Origin of the sequence: Sphingobacterium paramultivorum, assembly GCF_014109745.1 — a bacterium.
Taxonomy (GTDB): domain Bacteria; phylum Bacteroidota; class Bacteroidia; order Sphingobacteriales; family Sphingobacteriaceae; genus Sphingobacterium; species Sphingobacterium paramultivorum.
This window is the reverse complement of the sequence record NZ_CP058555.1, coordinates 5140060-5166057: the sequence shown is the minus strand read 5'-3', so window position 1 is coordinate 5166057 and position 25998 is coordinate 5140060. Positions and strand designations below refer to the sequence as shown.

Below are 25998 nucleotides of genomic sequence, written 5' to 3'. Positions count from 1 at the left end.
ATTAAATTCTATATATAAGGATATGCCACTTCTGTTAAATACAAACCATGTGCAGGTACAGAAACACCCGCTTTTCCGCGGTTTTTACTTTGAATAACATCTTGCATAAATGAAACGGACTTGCCTTTTATCCCTATTTCCAACGATGTCCCTACAATGGCACGCACCATATTGCGCAAAAAACGATCTGCAGTTATGTGAAAAACGAGATGTTGTTCAGTATGCCATACCCACTCGGCTCTACGAATATCGCAAATATTTGTAAACACCTGCGTATGAGACTTACTAAAGCATTCGAAATCTTGTTTACCCAATAAGAATTGCGCAGCTTCATTCATCTTTTCAACATCCGGACGATCGCGCATAAAACATGAATAGGGATAGATAAAAGGATCTTTATGAAAATGAAGATGGTATTCATATGATCTTTGTGTCGCATCGAAGCGAGCATGTGCTTCGGGTTCCACTTCGATCAAGCGCTTAACGGCCACATCAAAAGGCAATAAGGCATTGAGCGAATGAATAAAACGATCAGCTTTTTGCAGAATACCCACAGGAGCTGCATCAAAATGCGCATACAATTGCTTAGCATGAACACCTGTATCTGTACGGCCAGCCCCCGTTGTTTCAATGGGCTCCCGCAGCAGCGTTTCAAGCGCTTTATTCAGCACTTCCTGCACGGAAATTGCATTATTCTGAATTTGCCAACCATGATATCCCTGCCCGAAATAGGCTATTTCCAAAAAAAAACGTCTTTTATCCATTATACGCCACAAAGGTACGTTTTTCCAAATGAGCATCATTTCTTCGCGGAACGAATTTGCTCATTTTCATCATTATTTAATCCTTACATGACAAAACTAATTGTTTTGCACTTCCTTTTTACTCGAATCTGCTTGATGAGTAATTCGGTATCCAAAGGCACCAACGCTATAGCAAACTCCTACCATCTTCGCCCTGCGACCACGGTAAGTCCACCGTGAGTCCACGTTGAGTCCACCTTTTTAAGTACATTCAATGCGGGAGCACCATGCTGGCAATATGGTCGCACCCCGAACTTATCCCCTAGTTGTGCATAACACAGGGCTAAAAAGGCTATAGTAAATCGACCAGATTTTCAAAAGCCATGCCGCGTGATGCTTTCAATAAAACTGTGGCATCAGTTATCGGCTTTTCGCTGATTGCTTGTTTTGCTTCGGCAGTAGTTTCATAAAACTCACCACCTTCATACCGATGCGCGAAAAATTCTTTGCCGACAAAAATTTTGCGATCTGCCGGAATAGATCTTACGTTTTCAACAATTTTTTTATGTTCCTCAAATGATTCCGCCCCCAATTCAAACATATCACCTAATACCATAGCTTTCTTATCCGCTTCAATAATCCGGATATTATCCAGCGCAGCGGCCATGCTTGTTGCATTGGCATTATAATAATCGCAGATCAGCGTATTGTGGGCCGTCTTCATAATCTGCGAGCGATTATTCGTGGGTGTATAGCCTTCAATACCACGATTGATCGCCTCGGAAGAAACGCCAAAATGCAGACCTACTGCAATTGCTGCAAGAAAGTTTTCGGTATTATAAGAGCCTGTTAACTGTGTATCAATTACATAAGATTCGGCCATGCCCTTTTTTTGCCATTCAATTTGCAAAAGGGGATTTGCTTTAAGAAGCTTTCCAATCACGTCATTATCTTCCGAAAAACCATAAGTGACAATGTTAGCTATCTGGCGATCAGAAGCCATTTCTTTAAGGTGTGGATTATCGGCCTGCAAAAATAATACACCTTGATGGTCTTGCAGCCAATCGTATAGCTCACCTTTAGTTTTCTTCACTCCTTCAAAAGACCCAAAACCTTCTAGATGGGCTTTACCAACGTTAGAAATCAAACCATGTGTCGGTTCGGCAATTCCACATAACAAAGCTATTTCCTCCAAATGGTTTGCCCCCATTTCGATGATTGCCAGCTCAATGGAATCATCTATTGCCAATAGTGTTAAGGGAACACCAATATGATTATTCAAATTTCCTTTTGTCGCGTATGCTTTATACTTCTGTGAAACAACGGCATACAATAGTTCCTTCGTAGTCGTTTTTCCATTCGTACCCGTCACCCCAATAATTGGAATATGTAGCTGGTGTCTGTGGTAATTTGCAAGCTGCTGTAGTGTTTTTAAAACATCATCAACAAGAATATACGCTTCTCCTTTTCGGTAGGTCTCTTCATCAATAACAACATATTTAGCGCCCATTTCAAGTGCTTTCTCGGCGAAAGTATTCCCATTGAAATTAGCACCTTTTAAGGCGAAAAAAATACTATCCTTTTCAATTTTACGTGTATCCGTTGTAATATTTGGATACTGCTTATAAATCTGATAGAGCGATTGGATGTCCATGTTGAGAAATTTGTTGAACAAACTTAGAGAAATTGCTTTTTAAATGCAATACAATTGAACTCCATATAGACAATTTAGGACTCTTAATCGTTCTAAACATCCTTTTGTGGCTATATGAACTCAATCAAAGGTATCCAAAACACGCAATATTTCAAGATACAAGTGCACGCTTCATGCCATGGTAGCATGCTAGAATTGTCTTTTCAATCGGTTTGCGCAAACGTGACCGATAACGTTTGCGCATTTATTTTGATGGATTTCCTTTAAGGAAGGCTTTAATATTGGTAATTTCATTGACCAATTAAACAATTTGGAATGCGAACGATCATACTTTCCTTTTTTTTAATTCCTTTTTTTCTTTTTGCTGCGGAAGTAAAGAGTTATGATTTTGTCGTGGCAAAAGATGGTACGGGAAATTTCACAACAATTCAAGACGCCATTGATGCTGTCCCTGATTTTCGAAAAAAGGAAACGGAAATATATATCAAAAACGGGACATATCGCGAAAAAATCATCCTCCCGGGGAGCAAGCAGTTTGTTACATTAGTCGGTGAAGATAAATTTAAAACGATTATCAGTTATGACGATTATGCGCAAAAGAAAAATCGTTTTGGTGAAAAAATGGGTACTTCTGGCTCAGCAAGTTTTTATTGCTATGGGGACGATTTTACGGCCATAAACCTTTCTTTCGAAAATCTGGGACGCCCTTGGCGACCTTATGCCAAAGTAATCTTCATGCATTGTAACCTTCCCAAATTTATTGAAGACAAAGGTTGGCACAACTGGGGCAAAGAGTCAAATGAGAAAACAGCTTATTTCGCAGAATATAAAAACAAAGGCGCGGGCTCAATGTCACAAAATCGTGTCAAATGGAGTTGCCTGTTAACAGATAGAGAGGCCGATAGCCTTAATTTCCAACGTGTATTCAAGGATTGGGTACCAAACCTTACATTTGATCGATAAGTAATGACCGGTAACGATTGCATAAGTTTTTCATCCAAGTTAGGGACAAAGAATGTACAATTGCTTTTACAAATAACCATTTTTAAACCAAAATGTAAAAAATGAATTCGTTCAAAAAGCACTATTCACGTACATTGAAATCCGCTCTTGGATTGTTGCTCGTGCTACCACAGCTGTGTATAGCCCAAGAGCCTGCCCATCCTATCGTACAACAGGTCGAATTTAAGAAAGACACGTTAAATATCGGCAATTATGGCACTAAAGGTGACGGTCAATTACTTAATACAGCGTCAATCAACCAAACGATCCATACGTGTAGCGAACATGGCGGCGGTCTGGTACTGATCCCTGCCGGAATTTGGTTGACAGGGCCTATTGAAATGCAGAGCAATGTAAACCTGCACCTCAAACGAGATGCCGTACTGCTTTTCACCAAGGACTTTGATCAATATAAGCTTGTTGAATCTAATATCCATTTATCGAAATCCAACACAAGGACTGCCAAGAAGATCAGTCAATTTATAGCGGGAAGTACAGACAAATGCTTAACGATCAAAAATTAGGAACGCGATGAGAAAGTTATTTTTAATTCTTTTAAACCTTGCAGCACTTGTTCCATTTTCTGGATTTGGCCAACAAAAGCCTTTTTCTGAGCAGATGGCTAAAACTGTACTTGAACAGCTCTATCCGGATTCATTATTCAACAGGACCGACAAATTTCCAAAATGGTCATACGATATGGGGGTTATTTTTGAAGGCCTGACAGATGTGTGGCGCAATACGGCAGACGCTACCTATTTTAATTATATGCAATCGCGCATGGATGCTTATCTCAGCATTCCAGATTCGATTAAAAACTATGATGCATACGATTTCAATATCGACAATATCAAAAATGGCACCGCGCTATTAACACTTTACAAAGTAACCGGTAAAGAAAAATATCTAAAGGCCTGCCACCAATTATATGCACAGCTTCAAAAGCACCCTCGCACACATGAAGGTGGATTTTGGCATAAGAAAATTTATCCTTACCAAATGTGGCTAGATGGTTTGTACATGGGACAACCTTTTTATGCAGAATATGCAAGCCTAATGGATATTCCTGCTGCTTTTGACGATATCGCCAACCAGTTTAGCTACATGGAAAAAAACGCGCGTGACAAGAAAACAGGTCTGCTGTATCATGGCTGGGATGAATCAAGAAAGGAAAGCTGGTCAAACCCCAAAACAGGTTTATCGTCACACTTCTGGGCTAGGGGTATGGGCTGGTATGTAATGGCGCTTGTCGATATATTGGACTATTTCCCAGAAGAGCATCCACGAAGACAAGAACTCCTTGCAATCTTAAACAGAACGTTATCCGCAATTGTCAAGTATCAGGATGTCAAAACCGGCGTTTGGTATGACATTGTGGATCTGGGGACAAGAAAAGGAAATTACCTAGAATCTTCGGCCTCAAGTATGTTTGTATTTGCATTGGCAAAATCACTACGCAAAGGTTATATTCCAGCTTCATTTCAGAAAAATCTGGATCGGGGCTACCAAGGGCTTGTACAACAATTCATCACCCCTGCTGGAGAAAACCGTGTTAATCTCACAAAGACTGTTCAAGTTTCTGGTTTGGGAGGAAAAAATTATCGCGATGGCAGCTTTGCGTATTATATGAGCGAACCAGTCGTTACCAATGATCCCAAAGGAGTCGGTGCTTTTATCCTTGCCGCATCCGAAGTTGAATTTGCAAAGGAACAAAAGGGCAACAAAAGGCGCACTGTCACATTGGACAATTATTTCAACAACGAATATAAAAAGACTGCATCGGGGCAAATTAAACCCTACCACTATCTTTGGGATGGTGACGACAACAACGGGTTTTCCCTATTGGGTAGGGTATTTGAAAAAAATGGTGGTCAATTAAACACATTAAGAACAGCACCTACATTACAGAATCTCTCAAAATCCAACATCTATATCATCGTAGACCCCGACACAGAGAAAGAAACTGAGCATCCGCATTTTATGAATGAAACCGACGCCCAACAGATTACGCAATGGGTTAAACAGGGCGGTGTACTCGTTCTTTTCTTAAATGATAGCGGCAACTGCGAAATCAGCAGATTCAATACCCTTGCACAAAAATTTGGCATCACATTCAATGAGGATAGTCGCAATCGAGTGAAAGGAAATGACTTTCATACGGGAGCAATTGCTATTCCAAAAGGTAACGCCGTATTTCCGAGTACGGCAAAAATATATATCAAGGAAATTTCAACATTACAGGTAAACGCTCCAGCCCAAACATTGATTCAAGACCATGGTGATACCATCATTGCTACGGCAAAATATGGAAAAGGTACCGTATTTGCAATTGGAGACCCCTGGTTATATAATGAGTATACCGATGGAAGAAAGCTACCTAAGGAATATGAGAACTTTACTGCAGCGAATGATTTAGTACACTGGTTATTCAAACAGATCAACAACTAGAGACCATGAGAAAAATAAGTATGCTAAGTTTCATCGCGGTATCAGTGTTTCATAATTACTGTACAGGACAGACTGTGCGCACTAAAGATTCAATGGCCGAAAAGATGCTTCAGTACCAGTTGTCAAATGGCGCCTGGCCCAAACAGTTGGTAGACAAAAGTTTGGAGATCGGGACAATACAATCAAATACAACTTTGAGGAGGTTTCAGAGGAGCGTAGAAATGGCTATGCCTGGTTTGGCAACTGGCCGGAAAAGCTGATCCAAAAGGACTATCCAAAGTGGAAAAAACAATACAAAATTCAATAATAAAACTTTCAGATGTTACTGACACAACATACTATACATACAATCAATTCTGATCTCATCAGCAAGCCGACAGAATCCTCTTTCCTCTATCCGGAAAAGATTCTTCAATTTGGCACCGGTGTATTGCTCAGAGGCCTCCCAGATTATTTTGTCCATAAAGCAAATCAAAAAAAACTGTTTTGCGGTAGAATCCTCGTTGTAAAGTCAACAAGTTCGGCCGGTGCTGATGCTTTCGAACAGCAGGACAATCTATACACATTATCTATTAAAGGAATAGAAGATGGTGAAGAGATTTCACATTACGAAATCAACAATTCGATTTCTCGTGTATTGGCGGCCAACCAAGATTGGTCCGAAATATTAAAAAGTGCTGAAAATCCGGATCTGGAAATTGTTTTCTCCAACACTACCGAAGTCGGCATTGTTATGAGTGAAGACACGATCAATGACGCACCCCCCACTTCTTTTCCAGGAAAACTTTTAGCGATCCTCTATCGCAGATTTGTTTACTTCAATGCGGATAAAAACAAGGGCTTAACCGTCGTCCCTACCGAACTGATTACCGACAATGGAACTAAACTGAAATCGATCGTCACAGCCTTAGCTAAGCTGAACGAACTCTCAGAAAAGTTTATGGACTGGCTTGATACCGCCAATGACTTTTGTAACACGCTGGTCGATCGCATCGTCCCCGGTGCGTTGCCTTTAGCAGAATACACGAAAACCTGCGCTTTATTGGGCTACGAGGATCAATTGATGATTATGGCTGAGCCCTTTCGCTTATGGGCGATAGAAGCTAATTCTGAACGTGTGCAACAACGCCTTTCTTTTGCATTGGCAGATCCGAATGTCATGTTGGTTCCTTCAATTGAAAAGTACAAGGAAATCAAATTAAGGCTCCTCAATGGAACGCATTCCTTAAGTTGTGCACTTGCCCTTCTTGCGGGCTTCGAAACAGTAAAGGAGGCCATGCAAAATACAGCATTCAATCAATTTATACGTCTTTTAATGCAAGATGAAATTGGTCCCGCCATTTTAAGCGACAGTATTTCTGTTGCCGATATCAACGATTTCTCATCCAAAGTCATCGACCGCTTTGCCAATCCACATCTGGAACACAAATGGGAATCCATCGCTTTAAATTATAGCTCAAAAATGGCAATGCGCAATATTCCGCTGCTAAGAAAGTGGTATAGAACGCACAATAAAGCTCCTCAACTCTTCGCACTTGGATTTGCGGCTTATCTCTATCTATTAAAATCCAAGCTGAACGGTGATCAATATGAGCAATTGATTAATGGACGGACGGTTGTACTTCAGGACGAATCGGCACCGAGATTACATGTCGCCTGGAGCAATCCAGATAAACTCGTTCATACCGTGCTTTCAGATACGGATTTATGGGGGATCAATTTAACGGAGTTTCCTCATTTTGAAGAAACAGTCAACCAGAAATTGCAACAGATCATTGAAAAAGGGGCATTAAAGGCACTCGAAATTTCATCAGTTCTTGACAATAAAAAGTATAAATAGCGCTACAGATGAAAAACAACGTATTAAAGATACATCCCAAAGACAATGTTTTGGTCGCCTTACAAGATCTCAAAAAAGGTGATGCGATTTCGTTTGAGGGCAAACATTATATTCTACAGGAAGATATTCCTGCCAAGCATAAATTTTTTATGCAGGATATGCAGTTTGGTGACGAAATCTATATGTATGGGGTTCTCGTGGGAAAAGCGCAATTTGATATCCCACAGGGAAGCATCATGAATACCGACAACACCAAACATGCAGCCGAGCCTTACCATTTCAGGTCTTCACATTATCACTGGGAAAAGCCTGACGTTTCAAAATTTGACGGAAGAACTTTCAATGGTTACCTCCGTCCGGACGGCCGTGTAGGCACCGCAAATTACTGGTTATTTATCCCAACCGTTTTCTGCGAAAACCGAAATCTTGATGTTATCAAAGAGGCATTATACAATGAGCTTGGTTATTCAGTCTCTGGAAAATACAAGAACTTCACCCATCAGCTGTTAAAAGCCTATGAAAAGGGAGAAACACTGGATATGACCTCCCTCGGGCAGCTAAACACAATTACGCAGCAATCGGATCGCATATTCAAAAACGTGGACGGCATTAAATTTTTGAATCATCAGGGTGGTTGTGGCGGAATTCGACAAGATGCAGCCATCTTGAGTAAGTTACTTGCCGCCTATGCCGACCATCCGAATGTCGCAGGTATTACGGTATTAAGTTTGGGCTGCCAAAATTTACAGCTGAACGATCTAGTCAACGATATCAAGTTGCGTAATCCGGATTTTGACAAACCACTGTACTTATTTGAACAGCAGCAATCCAAAAGTGAGGAACAATTACTGAAAGAGGCGATACTACAAACTTTTATGGGCCTGACAGAAATTAATAAACTTGGAAGACAGCCGGTACCATTGAGCAAATTAACCTTAGGTGTAAAATGCGGTGGTAGCGATGGGTTCAGCGGTATTTCTGCCAATCCCGCAGTCGGTTATACTGCCGACCTTTTAGTTGCTCTTGGCGGAAAGGTACTGTTGGCCGAATTTCCAGAATTATGTGGTGCCGAGCAGAATCTAATAGACCGTACCATCGATCCAAAGGCTGCCAATAAATTCATCGATCTGATGACCGCTTATAGCAATGCTGCCGAGGCTGTTGGTTCGGGTTTTTATATGAATCCATCTCCAGGAAATATCCGCGATGGACTTATCACGGATGCTATAAAAAGTAATGGTGCCGCGAAAAAAGGTGGTACTTCGCCTGTTGTAGATGTCTTGGATTATACTGAGGAAGCAACAAAGCCCGGTCTTAATTTGGTCTGTACCCCCGGAAACGATGTTGAGGCAACAACTGGAAAAGCTGCCGCTGGTGCAACACTAATTCTGTTTACAACTGGCCTGGGTACGCCTACCGGAAATCCAATATGCCCGGTCATCAAAGTTGCAACAAATAATATACTGGCAACCAAAATGGCCGACATTATCGATATCAATACCGGTCCTATTATAGACGGTGAGAAATCGATCCAAACCATGGGTGAAGACATTTTAGAATATTGTATCAAAGCAGCTAGTGGTGAAATAACACCTAAGGCTGTCCAATTAAATCAAGACGACTTTATACCTTGGAAAAGAGGTGTGAGTTTATAAAAATAGGATATTGTATGAAAGCTTTTTTAGACGACAACTTTTTATTAAACACAAAAACAGCAGAACAGCTATATCACAGCTATTCAAAGCATTTGCCGATCATTGATTATCATAATCACTTGATTCCTGAACAAATCGCTAATAATGTAAAATTTGACAATATTAGTCAAGTGTGGTTACATGGCGATCATTACAAATGGCGGGCCATGCGGGCCAATGGAGTCAATGAACGTTATATTACTGGCGATGCTTCCGATGAGGAAAAATTTATCAAGTGGGCAGAAACTGTACCTTATACGCTTCGCAACCCGTTACATCACTGGACACACCTCGAGTTACAGCGCTATTTTGGCATCACAGATTTGTTGTCACCAAAGACGGCTGCCAAGATATATGCCGATACAGGCGCTTTGTTACAACAAGACAGCCATTCCGTCCGCGGGTTACTGAAAATGATGAAGGTTGAAGTGGTTTGTACCACTGACGATCCTATCGACAGCCTCGAGTTTCACCAACAATTTGCAAAGGAAAAAGAATCGTTCAAGATGCTTCCCGCCTTTCGTCCGGATAAAGCGATGAACTCCGATGATATTATTGCATTAAATCAATATATCGATAAACTGGAAGCAGTCAGCGACATTCAAATCAATAGCCTTGGGGATTACTTAAACGCGTTAAAAACAAGACATGATTTCTTTGCTGCCAACGGATGTAAAGTATCGGATCACGGCCTGGAACAAATCTATGCCGAAGATTATACCGAACAGGAAATCGTGACGATCTTTGAGAAGATTCGTACAAAAAAGGAAATCTCCCCAACCGAAAATCTGAAATTCAAATCTGCGATGTTGATTTATTTTGCAGAATGGGACCATGAAAAAGGCTGGGTTCAACAATATCACTTAGGAGCATTGCGCAACAACAATGCCCGTATGCATCGTTTGATCGGACCTGATACCGGTTGGGATTCGATCGGAGATTTTAGTCAGGCACGTGCATTGTCAAAATTTTTGAATAAATTAGACAATCAAGATAAGCTAACCAAGACCATCTTGTATAATCTCAATCCTGCCGATAATGAACTTATTGCAACCATGATCGGGAATTTCAATGATGGATCAATTAAGGGAAAAATTCAGTTTGGCTCGGCTTGGTGGTTTCTAGACCAAAAAGACGGAATGACAAAACAAATCAACACGCTGTCAAATATGGGTTTATTGAGCCGTCTCGTCGGTATGTTGACAGATTCTAGAAGCTTCCTTTCATTTCCAAGGCATGAATATTTTAGAAGATTGTTGTGCGACATCTTCGGACAGGACATTGAAAAGGGAGAGATACCACATGATATCGAATGGGTAGGGAAAATCATAACAGATATCAGCTATAATAACGCGAAAGAATATTTTGAATTTTAATGAACATGCAGGGTAAAGTTTTAAGCTTTGGAGAATTGTTGTTGCGGATCTGCCCCGACATCGAACAAGATTGGATTGAACAACATCAGTTGCCTTTTTACGTCGGCGGAGCCGAGCTGAATGTAGCCACAGCCTTAGCGTTGTGGAATGTACCATCATCCTACTTATCTGCAATTCCTCAAAATGCTATCTGTGAAGGTATTGATAGTTACCTTCAACGCAGAAGTATAGACACATCAGCGATGCAGTGGACTGGCGAGAGGTTGGGTATTTACTATCTGCCAAAAGGAAAAGATCTAAAAAATGCAGGTGTCATTTATGATCGTGCGAACTCCTCCTTTGCAAACCTCAAAGTAGGTAGCATTGACTGGGAAGAGGTCTTTGCCGATGTTAAGTGGTTTCATTTTTCAGCCATCTGTCCTGCAATTAGTCAAGATATTGCAGATCTATGCCTGGAGGCCGTAAAAAAAGCACAAGAGAAATCAATCTTTGTATCCTTGGACCTTAATTACCGTGCTAAACTCTGGAAATATGGAAAGGCCCCAAAAGAGATTATGCCCGAAATTGCCCAATATTGCAATTTAATTATGGGCAATATATGGGCTGCTCATCAGATGCTCGGAACCCAGCTAGAGGAACAATTCTTAACTTCTTCTTCCGGATATCAGGAAGAAGATCTATTGGCACAAGCAGATCGTACAAGCAAGGAAATTATATCAGCGAATCCGATTTGTCAGTATGTGGCCAACACTTTTCGTTTTGACTATAAAACCAAGGGAATCAAGTATTATACCACACTGTTTGACAAAGACAGCCTGATTAAATCAACGGAATATACTGCCGAAGAAATTTTAGACAAAGTAGGTAGTGGAGATTGCTTTATGGCAGGCCTGATTTATGGGTTGTATTCCAACCTTTCTCCAAAAGAAACCCTAGCGTTTGCAACGCTCGCAGCATTCGATAAACTATTCATCGCGAGCGACGCAACAACAAGTACAGTGGAAGACATAAAAAAAAGAATGATAGCATGAATTTGAAAGAAATTGTATTAGATAAAATTATAGAGCAGGGGACACTTCCTTTGTTTTTTCATCACGATAAGGCCGAAAGCATAACTATCCTGCGAACTTTATATCAGGCAGGCATACGTGTCTTTGAATTTACAAACCGCGGCCCAGAAGCATTGGCAGTGTTTGAAAGTTTGATTGCCGCAAGGAATTTAGACATGCAAGATCTCTATTTAGGTATTGGCACCATCAAATCGGTTGAAGAAGCGCAACAATTTCTGCAAATTGGTGCAGATTTTATTGTTTCTCCCATTGTAAACCCCCTAGTTGGCTCTCTTGTGCATGAGCAGCATAAGCTGTGGATTCCAGGATGTATGACACCGACAGAAATCTATACTGCGCAACAGCAGCAAGCGGCGCTTATAAAATTATTTCCTGCAAATATTCTGGGGCCGGCATTTATGTCGTCGATAAGAGATCTCTTTAAAGGACAGAAATTTATGCCGACGGGGGGCGTAGAAATCGAAATGGAGAATTTAAAAGCCTGGTTCAAATCCGGGGTTTGCGCAGTAGGCATGGGCAGCAAGTTAATTGACCCCAAAGACACAAGCAATTTATTCGAAAACACTAAAAAAGCACTTGAATTTGTCTCAAAAGCACGATAAACGTCTTCATATAGTGACTTCAAAAAAGTCATGCTGAGGGGCACTTTTTGACAGCAGGAAACAGACACGTACACTAAAAAAATAAACTATTAAACCCATTATGATTAACACGGAGAAAAAGAGTAATTACCGTTGGGTGATATGCTCTCTACTATTTTTTGCTACCACAATCAATTACCTGGATCGGCAGGTGCTGTCCTTGACCTGGAAAGATTTTATTAGTCCTGAGTTTCATTGGACAAATACAGACTATGGTAATATTACAGCACTATTTTCGATCTTTTACGCCATTAGTATGCTATTTGCAGGTCGCTTTGTGGATTGGATGGACACAAAAAAAGGTTTTCTATGGGCAATTGGAATCTGGTCAATTGGTGCCATATTACATGCTTTCTGTGGTATAGCGACCTCAGGAATTGTTGCCGGCGAATGGTTCGTCGGTTTCGAAGGCGCAAAAGAGGCAATTTCTCATGTGAATAATGCAGGCTTAATCATTAGCGTTAGTGTCAACCTATTTATCTTTGCCCGCTTTGTTCTCGCTGTTGGAGAGGCGGGGAATTTTCCTGCCGCGATCAAAGCCACAGCCGAATATTTTCCAAAAAAAGACCGGGCGCTCTCAACAAGTATCTTCAACTCGGGCGCAACTATTGGTGCCCTGGCTGCACCCTTGACCATTCCTGTAATCGCCGCACATTGGGGTTGGGAAATGTCTTTCATCATCATAGGTGCATTAGGCTTCGTTTGGATGGGTTTCTGGATTTTTCTCTATAAAAAGCCACATGAAAATCCAAAAGTCAATGCGGCAGAATTGGCATATATCAATCAAGATGACCATGAACAGCAGTCCGCACATACGGTCGATATGAAACTTCCAAGAACAACCATATCTGAATGCTTAAAATATAAGCAAACCTGGGCATTCGCCTTTGGAAAATTTATGACCGACGGAGTCTGGTGGTTTTTCTTGTTCTGGATGCCAGCTTATCTTTCTGCCGTCTACGACATAAAATCATCGGATACAGAAGGGCAGCTCGCAATTTTTGTGCTCTATGCAATTACTATGTTATCTATTTATGGTGGATGGCTACCGACCTACTTTGTGGAGAAAAAGGGTATGAATGCCTATGAAGGCCGCATGAAAGCCATGCTGTTATTTGCTTTTGTACCATTGGTTGTTCTTTTCGCTCAGCCCTTGGGGCATCTCTCCTATTGGATACCTGTCATTCTGATCGGTTTCGCCGGAGCCGCACATCAGTCCTGGTCCGCCAATATCTTTTCGACCATTGGAGACTCATTCCCAAAACGCTCCATTGCAACTGTTACAGGGATTGGAGGGCTTGCAGGAGGTATTGGAGCCTTTATTATCAACAAGACGTCAGGATGGTTATTTGATTATGCAAAAGAAACACAAATGACTTTTATGGGATTCAAAGGCGAAGAAGCTGGATATTTTATTATCTTCTCTTTCTGTGCGATCGCATATTTAATTGCATGGGTGACAATGAAAACCCTAGTTCCTAAACTTATTTTAATAAAAAATTAACATATATTGCGAAATTTATATTACATTAGCAATATCTTTATAAATATCAATCTAAACCATTTTTTAAAACAATGAGCTTAAACTTAGAAGGTATCTTCTACGAGGAGAAAGACATTCCCGCAGAATTTACGCTCGACGAACAGGTCGATCAAAGAGAGTTCCTTTCCAATGGAGAAATGATTTCTTGGACGGGTCAAGTAAACGAAGTTTTTTCACCTATTTGTGTGAAGACTAAGGATGGCTTGAAACGTAAGCGCATCGGTAGTTTCCCTGTTTGTACTGAAAAAGAGTCCATGGAAGCCTTAGACGCTGCTGTAAAAGCATACGACAATGGCCGTGGAGAATGGCCGACAATGAGCGTTGCCGATCGTATTACTTGTGTTGAAAATTTCACGCAAAAGATGATTGCCAAAAAGGACATTGTTGTCAAGCTTATTATGTGGGAAATTGGCAAATCCTATGCAGACTCAGTAAAAGAGTTTGATCGCACAGTGGAATACATCTATGCAACGATCGATGCATTGAAAGATATAGACCGCGATTCTTCGCGTTTTCAAATCGAACAAGGTATCGTTGCCCAAATCAGAAGATCTCCATTAGGCGTCGTCCTTTGTATGGGCCCATTCAATTATCCATTGAATGAGACATTCACGACTTTGATTCCAGCATTGATCATGGGAAATACCATGTTATTCAAACCACCTAAACATGGTACGTTATTACATTATCCTTTATTAGAAGCTTTCAGAACGAGTTTCCCAAAAGGTGTTGTCAATACAATCTATGGCCGTGGCAACAAGATTGTCCCTAGCCTAATGCAATCGGGAAAGATCAATGTCTTGACGTTAATCGGTTCAAGCCGTGTTGCTGATGAACTTAAAAAATTGCATCCAAAAGTGAATCGCCTTCGCGCTATTCTTGGCTTGGACGCAAAAAACGCAGCAATTATTACAAAAGATGCAGATTTGAACCTCGCGGTTTCTGAAACCGTACTGGGTTCACTCTCTTTCAATGGCCAGCGTTGTACAGCATTAAAAATTATCTATGTACATCGCAGCTTAGCACAGGAGTTCCTAAAACGTCTCTCTGCTGAAGTCGCAAAATTGAAATATGGAATGCCTTGGGAAAAGGGGGTATCTTTGACTCCGCTTCCAGAAGTCAATAAACCAGCTTATTTAACTGAATGCATTGAAGATGCAAAAGCATATGGTGCAAAAGTAGTCAATGAAAATGGTGGTCAAGTTGCAGAATCGTTCTTCTATCCGGCAATTGTTTACCCTGTCAATTCACAAATGAAACTTTATAGAGAGGAACAATTTGGCCCAGTTATCCCTGTTGTTCCTTTTGACGACCTTGAAGAACCTATCGAGTACTTAATCGGATCTTCACACGGACAACAAGTAAGTATTTTTAGTAATAACGCAGCTGTTGTTTCATCGCTTATTGATCCACTTGTCAATCAAGTTAGCCGTGTAAACATCAATTGTCAATGCCAACGCGGTCCGGATACTTTCCCTTTCACAGGTAGAAAGGACAGTGCTGAAGGAACGTTGTCAGTAGTTGATGCTTTGCGCTCATTCTCCATACGTTCTCTAGTGGCCACAAAGTTCACCGAGGAAAACAAGAAATTGTTAAACGAAATCGTGAGTGAAAATGAATCAAATTTCTTAAGCACGAAATACATTTTCTAGTATACGGCTGATATGAACAAGCGACATCGATCATTTCGGTGTCGCTTGTTTTTAAATCCATTTTTTCAGAAATTTTCCAAGTACATTTTCAGATCAACTCCATCCTTTTTACGACAGCCCTTCCCCTGTCAATCAAATTGTGTTAGGTGTATGCTTCTTTCTGATTTTATAGCATCCTAAAGTTACTTCAGCATCAGATTTTCTTGAATAGGTAACTGCAATTCACAAATCCCTTTGGCAACCAGCCTTGCCACTTCATTGGCACCAAAGGTATTCAAATGGGTATCATCTTTCTTTCCCTGTGGATAATTCATATTGCCACTGTCTACATGTAAAAACAATTTCTTACTTCCATCTTCTCCGTAAGACCTGACAAGTACTGTTGTCTGATCTTCCATGTCAATACAAGGTATTTGCATATTTCGAGCAATCTTGCGGATAACAGCCGGATACTGCCCATGGGTTTTGATGAGAACGCCATTTTCAAATTTACGTCGCGCTATCGGTGTCAAAAGAATTGGAATCCCCCCTTTCTCCTTTGTCTGATTGATATAGAAAGTCAAATTCTGTTCAAACTCTCCCAACGAAGTTCCCACATTGGGTTTATCGACTTTTTCGTCATTATGTCCAAACTGGATAAAAACATAATCTCCGCGACGGAGGTTTTCAAAAATAGGTTCCCAATGATTAATAGTACTCCCGTCCTTGCCCGAATCTTGTTTAAAGGATTTAGAACTGCGGCCATTTAATGCGCGATTATCGATCCTCACTTGTTGATTAAACATCTTTGCAAAAGCCATTCCCCAACCAGTTTCAGGAAAGGTGCGCTTATCTTTATTTGCAGCTGTTGAGTCGCCAATTATATAAATTGTGAGGGTTTGTTCCTGCTGTAAAGCGAGGAGAAAAATTACCATCACAAAGCCCGAAATAAGTGTACCGATTTTCTTCATTGGGTATATCTAAAAAACACCTGCCTTCAACATCCAGAAGGCGAGTTGTATTCATTTTACTTAAAATCCTATTAAACCTACCCTGCTTATAGAGGAGAACAAACGGGGGCATTAAAAATCACTCCTGCTCCTGTCACAGTTACACTCCCCCATTAATTCCTTTTGATCGCTATCAACGACAGTTACTTGGACTTTTTGGGTTTGAACATGCACATTTAATGTGGATAAAGAAGCACAAATAGCAGTAGATACTACTAAGGCTTTACTCATATTTTTAGGTATTCAATTCGAATGATTAAATCACCCTTGCTGGAAATGCAGAGGAATTTAACCAATCATCATATAACCAAGTTTACAAAGTATATTTCACTTGTTGGTGCAAGTATCAGGACTAAAGTTACGCAAACGTTGCCGGCAACGTTTGCATAGGGGAGCCTATTAGGTTTTGTAATTTTTTTTGATTAATATTATGTTCTATTTTGCCAATTATGAGATTCGAAAACTATACAATCAAAGATATTGCTAAAGCACTTAACTTATCAACGTCCACAATCTCCAGAGCACTAAGAGATAGCTATGAAATAAGTCCTGAAACAAAAAAGATTGTGTTGGAGTATGCAGAAAAGATCAATTATCGCGCTAATCCCATTGCAAGGAGTTTAAAGGAACGTCGAAGCCACTCTCTTGGTATCATTGTCAGTGAAATAGCCAATAATTTTTTCTCCCAAGTCATAAACGGTGTCGAATCTATTGCCTATGACAAGAACTTTCATATCATTATTTCACAGACACATGAGTCTTCAGAAAGGGAAAGGCTGAATGTTGAGTATCTAACATCCAGAGGCATAGATGGGTTATTGATAGCGTTATCCTCTGAAACCGAGGACATTTCTTATCTCTACCAATTAAAAGAACGTGGATTTCCAATTGTATTTTTTGATAGAATACCACAACAGTTTAATACCTATAAAGTTGTCGTAAACAACCAACAGGGAGCCTACGATGCAACCCAGCACCTCATAAAACTAGGAAAGAAGAAAATTGCACACCTTACAAATTCTAAATCATTGTCCATAACAAAGGACCGACTAATGGGGTACAAAAAGGCACTGATGGCTAATCATATTGATTTCGATCCAGATCTGGTTAAATACTGCCAATATGGGGGGCTACATTTGGAAGAAATCGAAAATGCAATTGAAGAGCTTATCCGCATTGGTTTTGATGCTATTTTTATTTCTGGCGATAAGTTAACGACAGGATATCTCCATGTCATGAAAAAAAGAAATTTTGAAGCCTGTAACGATATTGCTATCGCTGGATTTACAAACTCTAATGTTGTCGAACTATTCTCATCTAAAGTAACTGCCATAAGACAACCTGCTTTCGAAATGGGGAAAATCGCTACGGAACTTCTTATCAAATTAATAGAAGCCAAATATCCGATTACAGAATTTGAAACGCGTGTATTACCTACTGAGTTAGTCTTCAATGACTAAATAAAAAGCCGTAAGAAAAAATTTTCCTACGACTTTTTGAAACGACATAATGGTGCGTAGCTATTGCGCTCTTTCCTTCTCCTCGTTACTTGTATCTTTCTTACGATAGTTATTTTTTAAATTTCCGAATTTATACGAATAGGTCAATCGAACCACACGACGATCTTGGTATTGCCTGATACTGGAGTCGAAATCGCCGAAATTGGTTTTCAGATTCTGATTCCCTGTATTAAACAAATCGCTCACCGCCAGTTTCAAAGAACTACGTTGATCTTTAAATGTCTTTGTCGCTCCAAGCTCCATATCCCAGCGGGCCTTCATATCGTATACATTATATTTGAAAGGAGAGAAATACCTCAAATTGACATTAGCCGACAGACTTTTCGCCAATTTTAAATTGTGCATCGATGTAGCCTGCAAAAGAAATGACTTCCTTTTCAGCGGATGACCACCCACCATGCCATCAAAGTTAAAATGGATGCCTGTAATATTGTTATTCATGCTCCAAATCTTGGATACCGTTATAGGGATGTTCAGATTCAGATAAGCAGTCAAATTTTTACCTAAATTTTCACGTATAACCCAAGTTTGTTTCAGTACTGAATCTTGCCCCATACTCTCTACAATCGCATCCCGTACATCGTTAATTCCCAATGTCACATTGTAACGTTGCATCAACGTATAATTTAGGGTGAATTCATTGGAGAATTGCGGATTCAGATAAGGGTTGCCACGTTCGAAGGTTAGTTTATCAATGAAATAATCAAAAGGATTCAACTGTCGGTAATTGGGACGGGTGATTTTCCTTGCATAACCTAAGGAAAGAATATGATTCTCATCGAGGGTATATGTCAGATTTGCATTCGGAAAAAGTTTAAAGTAGTTCCGCTTCACCTGCTTATTTAAGGTCAATGAGTTTCCATCAGAAAACGTATATTCTCCTCTCGCACCGACCTTCAGCCCCCATTTTCCTATCGTATTATTATAGTCTATATATCCAGCGGCAATCTGCTCCTTATACACAAAATGATTCGTACGTTTTTCATTATTAATCCAGGAATTGTTCAAAAAATCTTCAAAGGTTAAGTCGTTATCCGACGTAACATTAGAATATTTAGCCCCCATCTCAAGCTTGGAAACCTTAGACAGCGGTTGTTCATAATCCAATTTGGCGACATAGATATCGATTCCGATGGGCATTCTACTACGTTGGATCTCCTCAGGAGTAATCGCATCCATCTGACCATCAAAATATTGGTTATTATACCCTACCCGTTTGCTGCTTTTGAATTTACTCCAATCCAGATCAACGGTAAGTTTTCTGCCGTTAGAATCAATTCTAAACTCATTGTTTAAATTAGCAGAGTACCGATCAAATAACTCTTTGAATTGCGATGTCGAAATCAAAAGCGAATCCAATGTTGTAAAAGACTTTCCTACATTGGTCTTACTATCGTTATCATTGTATTCGATATTATTCGAACCATTAAACTGCACGGTTAACGTATTTCTGGCTGATGTCCTTTGCTCAACACCGAAGCGATAGGAATGATTCTGTTCCTTTTCATCCAATATCGACCTTTGTTTAAAATAGGTCTTTTCCCCTTTATTTTGAATAACACGATCAAGCAGGAGCTTCCGGTGGCTTTTCTCATTCGAATATGCATAGGATCCAAATACTGTCGTATTATTCTTTTTATAATTTAAGGATAAGGAGCTATTCCCTCTGAATTTTTCTCCCCGCCCTGCCGTCATGTTAAAGGTTCCGTTAAATCCTTCCAGCCGATTTTTCTTGAGGACAATATTTATAGTCCCCACAGCCCCCTCTGCGTCATCTTTTGCTGCCCGGGTGGTGATAACTTCAACGGACTTAATCTGGTTACCATCCGTACTTTTCAAAAAATTCACCAACTGTTCACCCGACATATAGGTCTGCCGACCATCGATGGTCACTGATACACCAGATTGACCCATCAACTGTAGATTATTATTGTTATCTAAACTCACTCCAGGGGCCCGCTGTACAATATCTAAGGCATTATTCCCTGCGGCCAAGGGAGAGTTTTCGACATTTAAAACCAGTTTACCAGGCTTGCTTTCAACCATCGGCCGCTTACCCTCTACGGCGACCTCCTGCAATTTTCGTGTGTCCGCGTTCAGCAGGATCGTTGGGAGCTTGTAATCTGATTTACTGATATCAAAAACGCTGCTCTTATTGGCCGTATACCCAACCATTTTGACGTCGACATAATAACTTCCAGTTTGGATATCCGAAAACTGGTATTCTCCATTTTCATCTGTAACAACTGCTTTCAAAATAACAGTTGTCTTTGCCTTCATCAGATAAGCAGTTGCAGAAGCCAAAGGCACATTATTTTCCACCCGTACATTGCCTGTAACTTTCACTTGCGCATAGGCAAAGGAAGCAATTAAAAAATTTAAGAGTAAGAGGTAAAAATATCTTTTCATTCGTTTATAAATAGGTGTAATAGCTTTCACTTTTGATGGCACTAAATAGGCTTATCACACGAGGTTCAGTAGTGATTTTCGATTGGTTACAGCTTCAATAATTTGTCTTCCGCCTAAAGGCGGAAGACTTGGTTTATGTTATTTCTTTTTTGTCTCTATGGTAACTCCATCTTTTTTGACATTAATAATGGTATCCCTGCGGATGACAACAGACGTATCAGCTGCGATTACTTCATTGCCTTCAGCATCTGTTTCGTCACTGTCACCTGACTTTTTGGCCGGTAAGGCACATTTCAACCCGAGTGACGTGACCACAAACTCGACGTCTTTTACATCCCTTAGGTCTTCACTATAACGGTCACGACATTCGTAAAATGAAATATCCCTTAATTTATCTTCCAAATTATCATTAATGATCAACTTGGTGCCTACTGGGAGAAACAAGGTAATATTGACTTCTTGATCCCGATAGAGTTCACCTTCATTCAACTGGAACGCATTGTCAAATGTTAATGACGTACTATCTTGTCTCAACGCATAATTAATTTTACCTGCTCTGTCTGTTGCAACTTTATAGGAATTTCCTTTGGCCGAATACTCATAACGTACATAAGGTTCCTGTAGGGAGTCTATACGTTCGACACGGATACGAATATTACGTCTCAGATAAGTAGAGAGGTTTTCGTTTTTTATACCCAAACCGCTTTTTACACCATTTTTTAAGCGGATTACCCGAATATCATTTTCATTTAAGTAATAAACAGCTTGTTTTTGCAGCGGCTTCTCTTCAACAATCGTACTAGACTCTTTGAATTCCTTTGCTACCGATGTAGCGTAGTAGATAATTGCGCCTATCGACGCCAACCAGACTAAAAATAAGGTGGTTGTCAAATAATTGTTCATTGGTTTTTTCTCGAAGAGAACGCGGAGAAGCAAATAGAACAATCCAGCAAAAGGGATAAAAATGGCCAGGAAACCCGCTATCAAAGCAAAAGGTACGTCACTCGGATTCATGAGATAAAAAGGACCAGAATCGTCCATGACGTCAGGAATTACGTTCACAATAGCCAGTGCAAAGAAAATAAGTCCAATAATCAACCCGATGAGCGTCAACCCAACGATAATAACAAAGAATACGCCGATGACTTTCACAAAGACCTGCAATAATTTAGCAACACTATCGCCTGTACGATCCATTCCCCTCGAAAATGAATCCCTCACCCCGCTCATTTCTTCATCGAACGAACGTTTGAAGTTTTGAATATTCGGTGCTTCCCCACGCATTTCCATCTTATCTGCACGAGTTACAGCGAGCGGCATGACGATCCACAGGATGACATAGACCAATACACCCGATCCACCGATCACAACAAATAAAGCAAAGAGTAAGCGCACCCATTTGGCCTCAATGCCAAAAAAATGTCCCAGTCCACTACATACTCCACTGAAAACTTTGTCATCAGGGTCACGCATCAGCTTCTTCCCTACTTTAAAGCCGTCTGCATTTGGCTGGCGCTGAAAAGATGCATAACCATCCTGATCCTCAGATTCAAAATCACTTACACTCCCCATTTGCTCTATAACAGCATTAACATCGTCCATATTCAGAACTTCTTTGCTGCCCGCCTGAATCTTTTCGGTAAACATTTCAGAAATACGATTTTCGATGTCCTCTAAAATCTCCCGACTATCTTCCGATTGTCCAAAGTGCTTCTTTATATCAATCATGTAGGAGCGAAGCACCTCATAAGCATCCTCTTCAATATGGAAGACGATACTATTTATGTTGATAATTATTGTCTTATTCATCGTTATTGTCTTTAACTGGTTTAGTTGAATCATTGTTCCTACCCACCAATGACGTGTTTACAGCAAACACGAGCTCATTCCAGGTAACATCTAGTCGCGAAAGGACTTCTAACCCTTCTTGGGTAATTTCATAATATTTTCTAGGCGGACCTGAAGTCGACTCCTTCCATATATAGCTTAACAGGCCATTGTTTTTTAGACGTGTTAAAAGCGGATATAAGGTTCCTTCCACAACCAATAATTGAGCTTTCTTCAGTTCGCTGATAATATCGGAGGCATAAATTTCTCCTCGAGAAATTATGGATAGGATACAATATTCAAGTATCCCCTTCCTCATTTGGATTTGTGTATTTTCAGCTATCATAACAATACAAAGATATATGTATTTTATGGTACCATGCAATACATAGTACCATACAAAACAAAACAATTTTATTAAATCACTGATTTACAAGTGAATAATTTTTAAATTCATAATATTTTTATTTGTATCAGGAAATTTTAGGATATTTAACGCCATGATTAAAATCTTATTAGACTATAAATGGTGTTTTATTTGGGCCATAATAGTTATTATTTTATGCACACTCCCGGGCAACAATTTTGACGCAGTTCCCGCCTATCCGGGTATGGACAAATTAGTTCATTGCGGTATGTTTTTTGTTTTCTGTACGCTGCTTTACAATGGTGTTATCCAGCAATTCAGCGGTAAACCAACCCGCTGGCTTCCGATTTTTATCGTATCTATCCTCGGATTTTTATTTGCTGGACTGACAGAATTACTTCAGCTTTATATTTTTACTTATCGGAGCGGTGATTGGTGGGATTTATTTGCCGACAGCATCGGAATAGGGATGGCCGGCTTTGCCTATCTACTAAACTATGTCAACCGAAGGTCGTAAATACCGGGTTGATTTAGTTTTGACGATTTCGTTATCATTGAGTGCTTTACCAGATCTATATATTGGGTCTATATAATTAGCTACTTAAATTATAAGAATTCGCTTTAAATTATCTGAACGCGTTCTTCCGGGCTGTGAATTTTATTCCTTATTATTTTTAAATACCCATACGCTATGGACCAGATAGGACTTAGGCCCTTGCTAAAGTAGCAATAGATACCCGACAGTCAACAGCATCTAAGAGTGTTAATGCCGCGGAAACAATCGTAGCGCCTGTTGTTAACACATCGTCCACCAATAGAATGTGTACATTGGCCGGCACCCCAGTGGCCTGACAATCGAAAATATCACTTACATTTTCGTAACGGTCGAGTCGCCCCTTACCTGTTTGGCTAATTGTCGCTTTCTTTCTTACCAAAATATCTTCACGCAACGGGATTTCCATCGCTCTGGACAAACCTCTCCCAAAGTAAGTGGATTGATTATAACCTCTTTTTCGGAGTTTGCTCTTATGTAATGGCACAGGAACAATACAATCGATATCCTGATAGGCCTTTACTTCTATTAATTTTAAGCCGTATAGATAACCAAAATATTCCGCAAGAAAGGGTTGATTATTGTATTTAATCTGATAAATGAGGTGCTCTACACGGCTATCCTTTTGCATTAACAAAAAAGAACAGGCCTCTTCCACTGGAGCTTTCCCCCAAAGCTGTCTTGCGGTATCGTTATCTGAATATTCGTGAAAGTTAGTATAAGGCAAGTGGAAATCGCATGCTATACAAATAAACTTTTCCTGATATTTTAGCACACAGCTACAACAGCCACATTCTCTTGGAAAAAAGATGGATACAAAATCGCTAAAAAGTTTATTTAATTCGGATTTCATCTGGTTAATTCCCCTATTAAAGATAGGAACTATCCTTCAGATTATGCCTCGGATTCCTCCTTTTTCTCATCCTTGATTGCTAATTGTCCGCAGGCTGCATCGATATCTTTACCACGGCTACGTCTCACATTCGTGATTATACCTTGACTTTTTAGATAATTTGCAAATACCTCGATTTTATCTGCTTCAGCATTCAAGAAATCGGCCAGTGCGATAGGATTATATTCAATCAGGTTGACCTTACAAGGAACGTGTTTACAGAACTTAGCAAGTTCTTTAGCATCCTCCAATTCGTCATTGAAATTGTTAAAGACAATATATTCAAATGTAATTGGACTTTTTGTCTTTGCATAAAAATACTTGAGGGCTTCTGCCAGAGCTTTTAGTGAGTTCTGCTCATTGATAGGCATAATTTCATTCCGCTTTTTATCATTTGCAGCGTGCAAAGAAAGTGCAAGATTAAAACGCACCTGATCATCACCCAATTTCTTAATCATTTTTGCGATGCCAGCAGTGGAAACAGTGATCCGCTTGGCAGCCATATTTAATCCATCGGGAGCCGTAATGCGCTCAACCGACTTCATCATATTGGCATAGTTCAGCAAAGGCTCACCCATCCCCATATAAACGATATTTGTCAGTGGCTGCCCATAATTCTCTTCGGCTTGCTTGCTGATCAGAACGACTTGATCATAGATCTCATCGGCATTGAGGTTCCTTTTACGGTCCATATAGCCTGTTGCACAGAACTTACAGGTTAAGCTACAACCCACCTGTGAGCTTACACAGGCTGTCATTCGCTCCGGAGCAGGGATCAATACCCCCTCAATGATATTATTGTCATACAGCCAAAAACTACTCTTAATTGTTTTATCTGAGCTGATCTGAGATTCTTTAACTGTAACTGCATTGATCGTAAAATTCGCTTTCAGCTTCTCACGAAGGGGCTTACTTAAATTGCTCATCTCATCAAAATCTACACAGGACTTTACCCAGATCCATTCATAAATCTGCTTCGCACGAAAGCCCTGCTCCCCCAACGCTGTAAGTTGATCTTTGATCTGATCCAAAGACAAACTCCTGATATCTATTATTTTACTTTTTTCAATCACGGTACAAAGATAAGAATAAATAAGTGACAAAAAATCCCGTTCTAAGAAATAGAACGGGACAACTGTTATGTATGTGTTTTAAAATAGGTAGGAGCGAGATCCAATTAGCCATGAATGGCTTCTTTACTTCCGTACGACTGAATTAACTTCCCTTCAAAATCCAACCACTCCTTCCAACGCTTTTCTACGTCGACGTCTACGGTATATTTGCGTGCAAAATTTAAAAATGTTGTATAATGATTTGCCTCAGATACCATTAAATCATGGTAAAACTTCGCAAGATCTTTATCTTGAATATTTTGCGAGAGCACTCTAAAACGTTCGCAGCTTCGGGCTTCGATCATCGCCGCGAATAATAAACGGTCAATAAAAGCCATATTTCTACTGCCATCTTTTTTAGAGAATTTCATCAATTGGCCAACATAATCATCTTTTCTTTCACGACCCAAGGTATAGCCACGTTCTTTGATGATATCAATAACCATCTTAAAATGTTCCATCTCTTCGATAGCAATTGCTGTCAGTTCATGCACTAAATCTTCGTATTCTGAGTTGTTTGTGATTAATGATATTGCATTTGAAGCAGCCTTTTGCTCACACCAGGCATGATCAGTCAAAATTTCTTCTAAATTTCCTTCTGCGATGTTTGCCCATCGCGGATCTGTCAACAACTTTAATCCAAGCATCTTACTCTCTAAAATGATT

At 40.1% G+C, this 25998-nt stretch carries 22 protein-coding genes; 13 read left to right on the top strand and 9 right to left on the bottom strand.

Annotation, left to right across the window (positions count from 1 at the left end):
* Positions 1–8: 8 nt before the first annotated feature.
* Both truA and HS960_RS21545 read right to left on the bottom strand, forming a co-directional pair.
* Complete coding sequence (truA, locus tag HS960_RS21550; RefSeq protein ID WP_182330612.1) at positions 9–764, bottom strand: tRNA pseudouridine(38-40) synthase TruA; 756 nt, start codon at positions 762–764, stop codon at positions 9–11.
* A 331-nt stretch (positions 765–1095) separates the two neighbouring features.
* Entirely contained in the window at positions 1096–2397 is a 1302-nt protein-coding gene (locus HS960_RS21545) for a UDP-N-acetylmuramoyl-tripeptide--D-alanyl-D-alanine ligase (RefSeq protein WP_153844462.1), read from the bottom strand.
* Between the two features lie 315 nt (positions 2398–2712).
* On the opposite strand from HS960_RS21545, the gene HS960_RS21540 reads away from it, so the two are divergent.
* The 11 genes from HS960_RS21540 (at position 2713) to HS960_RS21490 (ending at position 15663) form a co-directional block, all read left to right on the top strand.
* Positions 2713–3360, top strand: a complete 648-nt coding sequence (locus HS960_RS21540; RefSeq protein WP_182330611.1) for a pectinesterase family protein — start codon at positions 2713–2715, stop codon at positions 3358–3360.
* Positions 3361–3461: 101 nt separating this feature from the next.
* A complete protein-coding gene (locus tag HS960_RS21535) occupies positions 3462–3923 on the top strand; it encodes a glycoside hydrolase family protein (RefSeq protein WP_182330610.1) in 462 nt (153 codons plus the stop codon).
* Positions 3924–3930: 7 nt separating this feature from the next.
* Positions 3931–5847, top strand: coding sequence for a glycoside hydrolase family 88 protein (locus tag HS960_RS21530; protein ID WP_182330609.1), 1917 nt, complete (start codon positions 3931–3933; stop codon positions 5845–5847).
* A gap of 133 nt (positions 5848–5980) precedes the next feature.
* Positions 5981–6154: a pectate lyase gene (locus tag HS960_RS27185; RefSeq protein WP_159727612.1), complete on the top strand. Its 174-nt coding sequence runs from the start codon at positions 5981–5983 to the stop codon at positions 6152–6154.
* A gap of 12 nt (positions 6155–6166) precedes the next feature.
* A complete protein-coding gene (locus HS960_RS21520) occupies positions 6167–7687 on the top strand; it encodes a tagaturonate reductase (protein WP_182330608.1) in 1521 nt (506 codons plus the stop codon).
* A gap of 8 nt (positions 7688–7695) precedes the next feature.
* Complete coding sequence (locus HS960_RS21515) at positions 7696–9342, top strand: UxaA family hydrolase (protein WP_159727539.1); 1647 nt, start codon at positions 7696–7698, stop codon at positions 9340–9342.
* Positions 9343–9356: 14 nt separating this feature from the next.
* A complete protein-coding gene (uxaC, locus tag HS960_RS21510; RefSeq protein WP_153844468.1) occupies positions 9357–10757 on the top strand; it encodes a glucuronate isomerase in 1401 nt (466 codons plus the stop codon).
* Positions 10758–10762: 5 nt separating this feature from the next.
* Positions 10763–11788 (top strand): sugar kinase, encoded by a 1026-nt coding sequence (locus tag HS960_RS21505; RefSeq protein ID WP_227550070.1) that lies wholly within the window; start codon positions 10763–10765, stop codon positions 11786–11788.
* Entirely contained in the window at positions 11785–12429 is a 645-nt protein-coding gene (locus tag HS960_RS21500; RefSeq protein WP_153844470.1) for a bifunctional 4-hydroxy-2-oxoglutarate aldolase/2-dehydro-3-deoxy-phosphogluconate aldolase, read from the top strand. The genes HS960_RS21505 and HS960_RS21500 overlap by 4 nt, the downstream gene beginning before the upstream one ends.
* Before the next feature lie 100 nt (positions 12430–12529).
* Positions 12530–13972 (top strand): MFS transporter, encoded by a 1443-nt coding sequence (locus HS960_RS21495; protein WP_153844471.1) that lies wholly within the window; start codon positions 12530–12532, stop codon positions 13970–13972.
* 71 nt (positions 13973–14043) lie between these two features.
* Positions 14044–15663 (top strand): NADP-dependent glyceraldehyde-3-phosphate dehydrogenase, encoded by a 1620-nt coding sequence (locus tag HS960_RS21490; protein ID WP_153844472.1) that lies wholly within the window; start codon positions 14044–14046, stop codon positions 15661–15663.
* Positions 15664–15845: 182 nt separating this feature from the next.
* Here the strand turns inward: HS960_RS21490 and HS960_RS21485 are convergent, their stop codons facing one another.
* Positions 15846–16613, bottom strand: a complete 768-nt coding sequence (locus HS960_RS21485; protein ID WP_153844473.1) for a rhamnogalacturonan acetylesterase — start codon at positions 16611–16613, stop codon at positions 15846–15848.
* A gap of 488 nt (positions 16614–17101) precedes the next feature.
* Between HS960_RS21485 and HS960_RS21480 the strand changes: the two genes are divergently transcribed.
* Positions 17102–18112, top strand: coding sequence for a LacI family DNA-binding transcriptional regulator (locus HS960_RS21480; RefSeq protein WP_153844474.1), 1011 nt, complete (start codon positions 17102–17104; stop codon positions 18110–18112).
* Positions 18113–18172: 60 nt separating this feature from the next.
* Here HS960_RS21480 and HS960_RS21475 read toward each other — a convergent pair whose 3' ends face one another.
* The 3 genes from HS960_RS21475 to HS960_RS21465 form a co-directional block, all read right to left on the bottom strand.
* Positions 18173–20581, bottom strand: coding sequence for a TonB-dependent receptor domain-containing protein (locus HS960_RS21475; RefSeq protein WP_182330607.1), 2409 nt, complete (start codon positions 20579–20581; stop codon positions 18173–18175).
* A gap of 138 nt (positions 20582–20719) precedes the next feature.
* Positions 20720–22390, bottom strand: a complete 1671-nt coding sequence (locus tag HS960_RS21470; protein ID WP_153844476.1) for a PspC domain-containing protein — start codon at positions 22388–22390, stop codon at positions 20720–20722.
* Positions 22383–22754, bottom strand: coding sequence for a PadR family transcriptional regulator (locus HS960_RS21465; protein WP_046673104.1), 372 nt, complete (start codon positions 22752–22754; stop codon positions 22383–22385). Before HS960_RS21465 ends, HS960_RS21470 begins: the two co-directional genes overlap by 8 nt.
* A gap of 154 nt (positions 22755–22908) precedes the next feature.
* On the opposite strand from HS960_RS21465, the gene HS960_RS21460 reads away from it, so the two are divergent.
* Positions 22909–23292 carry a VanZ family protein gene (locus tag HS960_RS21460; protein ID WP_083663417.1) on the top strand — a complete coding sequence of 128 codons (384 nt, stop codon included), beginning with the start codon at positions 22909–22911 and terminating at the stop codon, positions 23290–23292.
* A 190-nt stretch (positions 23293–23482) separates the two neighbouring features.
* Here HS960_RS21460 and HS960_RS21455 read toward each other — a convergent pair whose 3' ends face one another.
* The 3 genes from HS960_RS21455 to miaE all read right to left on the bottom strand — a co-directional run bounded on the left by HS960_RS21455 (position 23483) and on the right by miaE (position 25979).
* Entirely contained in the window at positions 23483–24181 is a 699-nt protein-coding gene (locus tag HS960_RS21455; protein WP_153844477.1) for a ComF family protein, read from the bottom strand.
* A 41-nt stretch (positions 24182–24222) separates the two neighbouring features.
* Positions 24223–25323 (bottom strand): 23S rRNA (adenine(2503)-C(2))-methyltransferase RlmN, encoded by a 1101-nt coding sequence (gene rlmN / locus HS960_RS21450; protein ID WP_220801581.1) that lies wholly within the window; start codon positions 25321–25323, stop codon positions 24223–24225.
* 74 nt (positions 25324–25397) lie between these two features.
* The gene (gene miaE, locus HS960_RS21445; RefSeq protein ID WP_153844479.1) at positions 25398–25979 is read right to left on the bottom strand and encodes a tRNA-(ms[2]io[6]A)-hydroxylase; all 582 of its coding nucleotides are present in this window, start codon (positions 25977–25979) and stop codon (positions 25398–25400) included.
* Between the last annotated feature and the right edge of the window lie 19 nt (positions 25980–25998).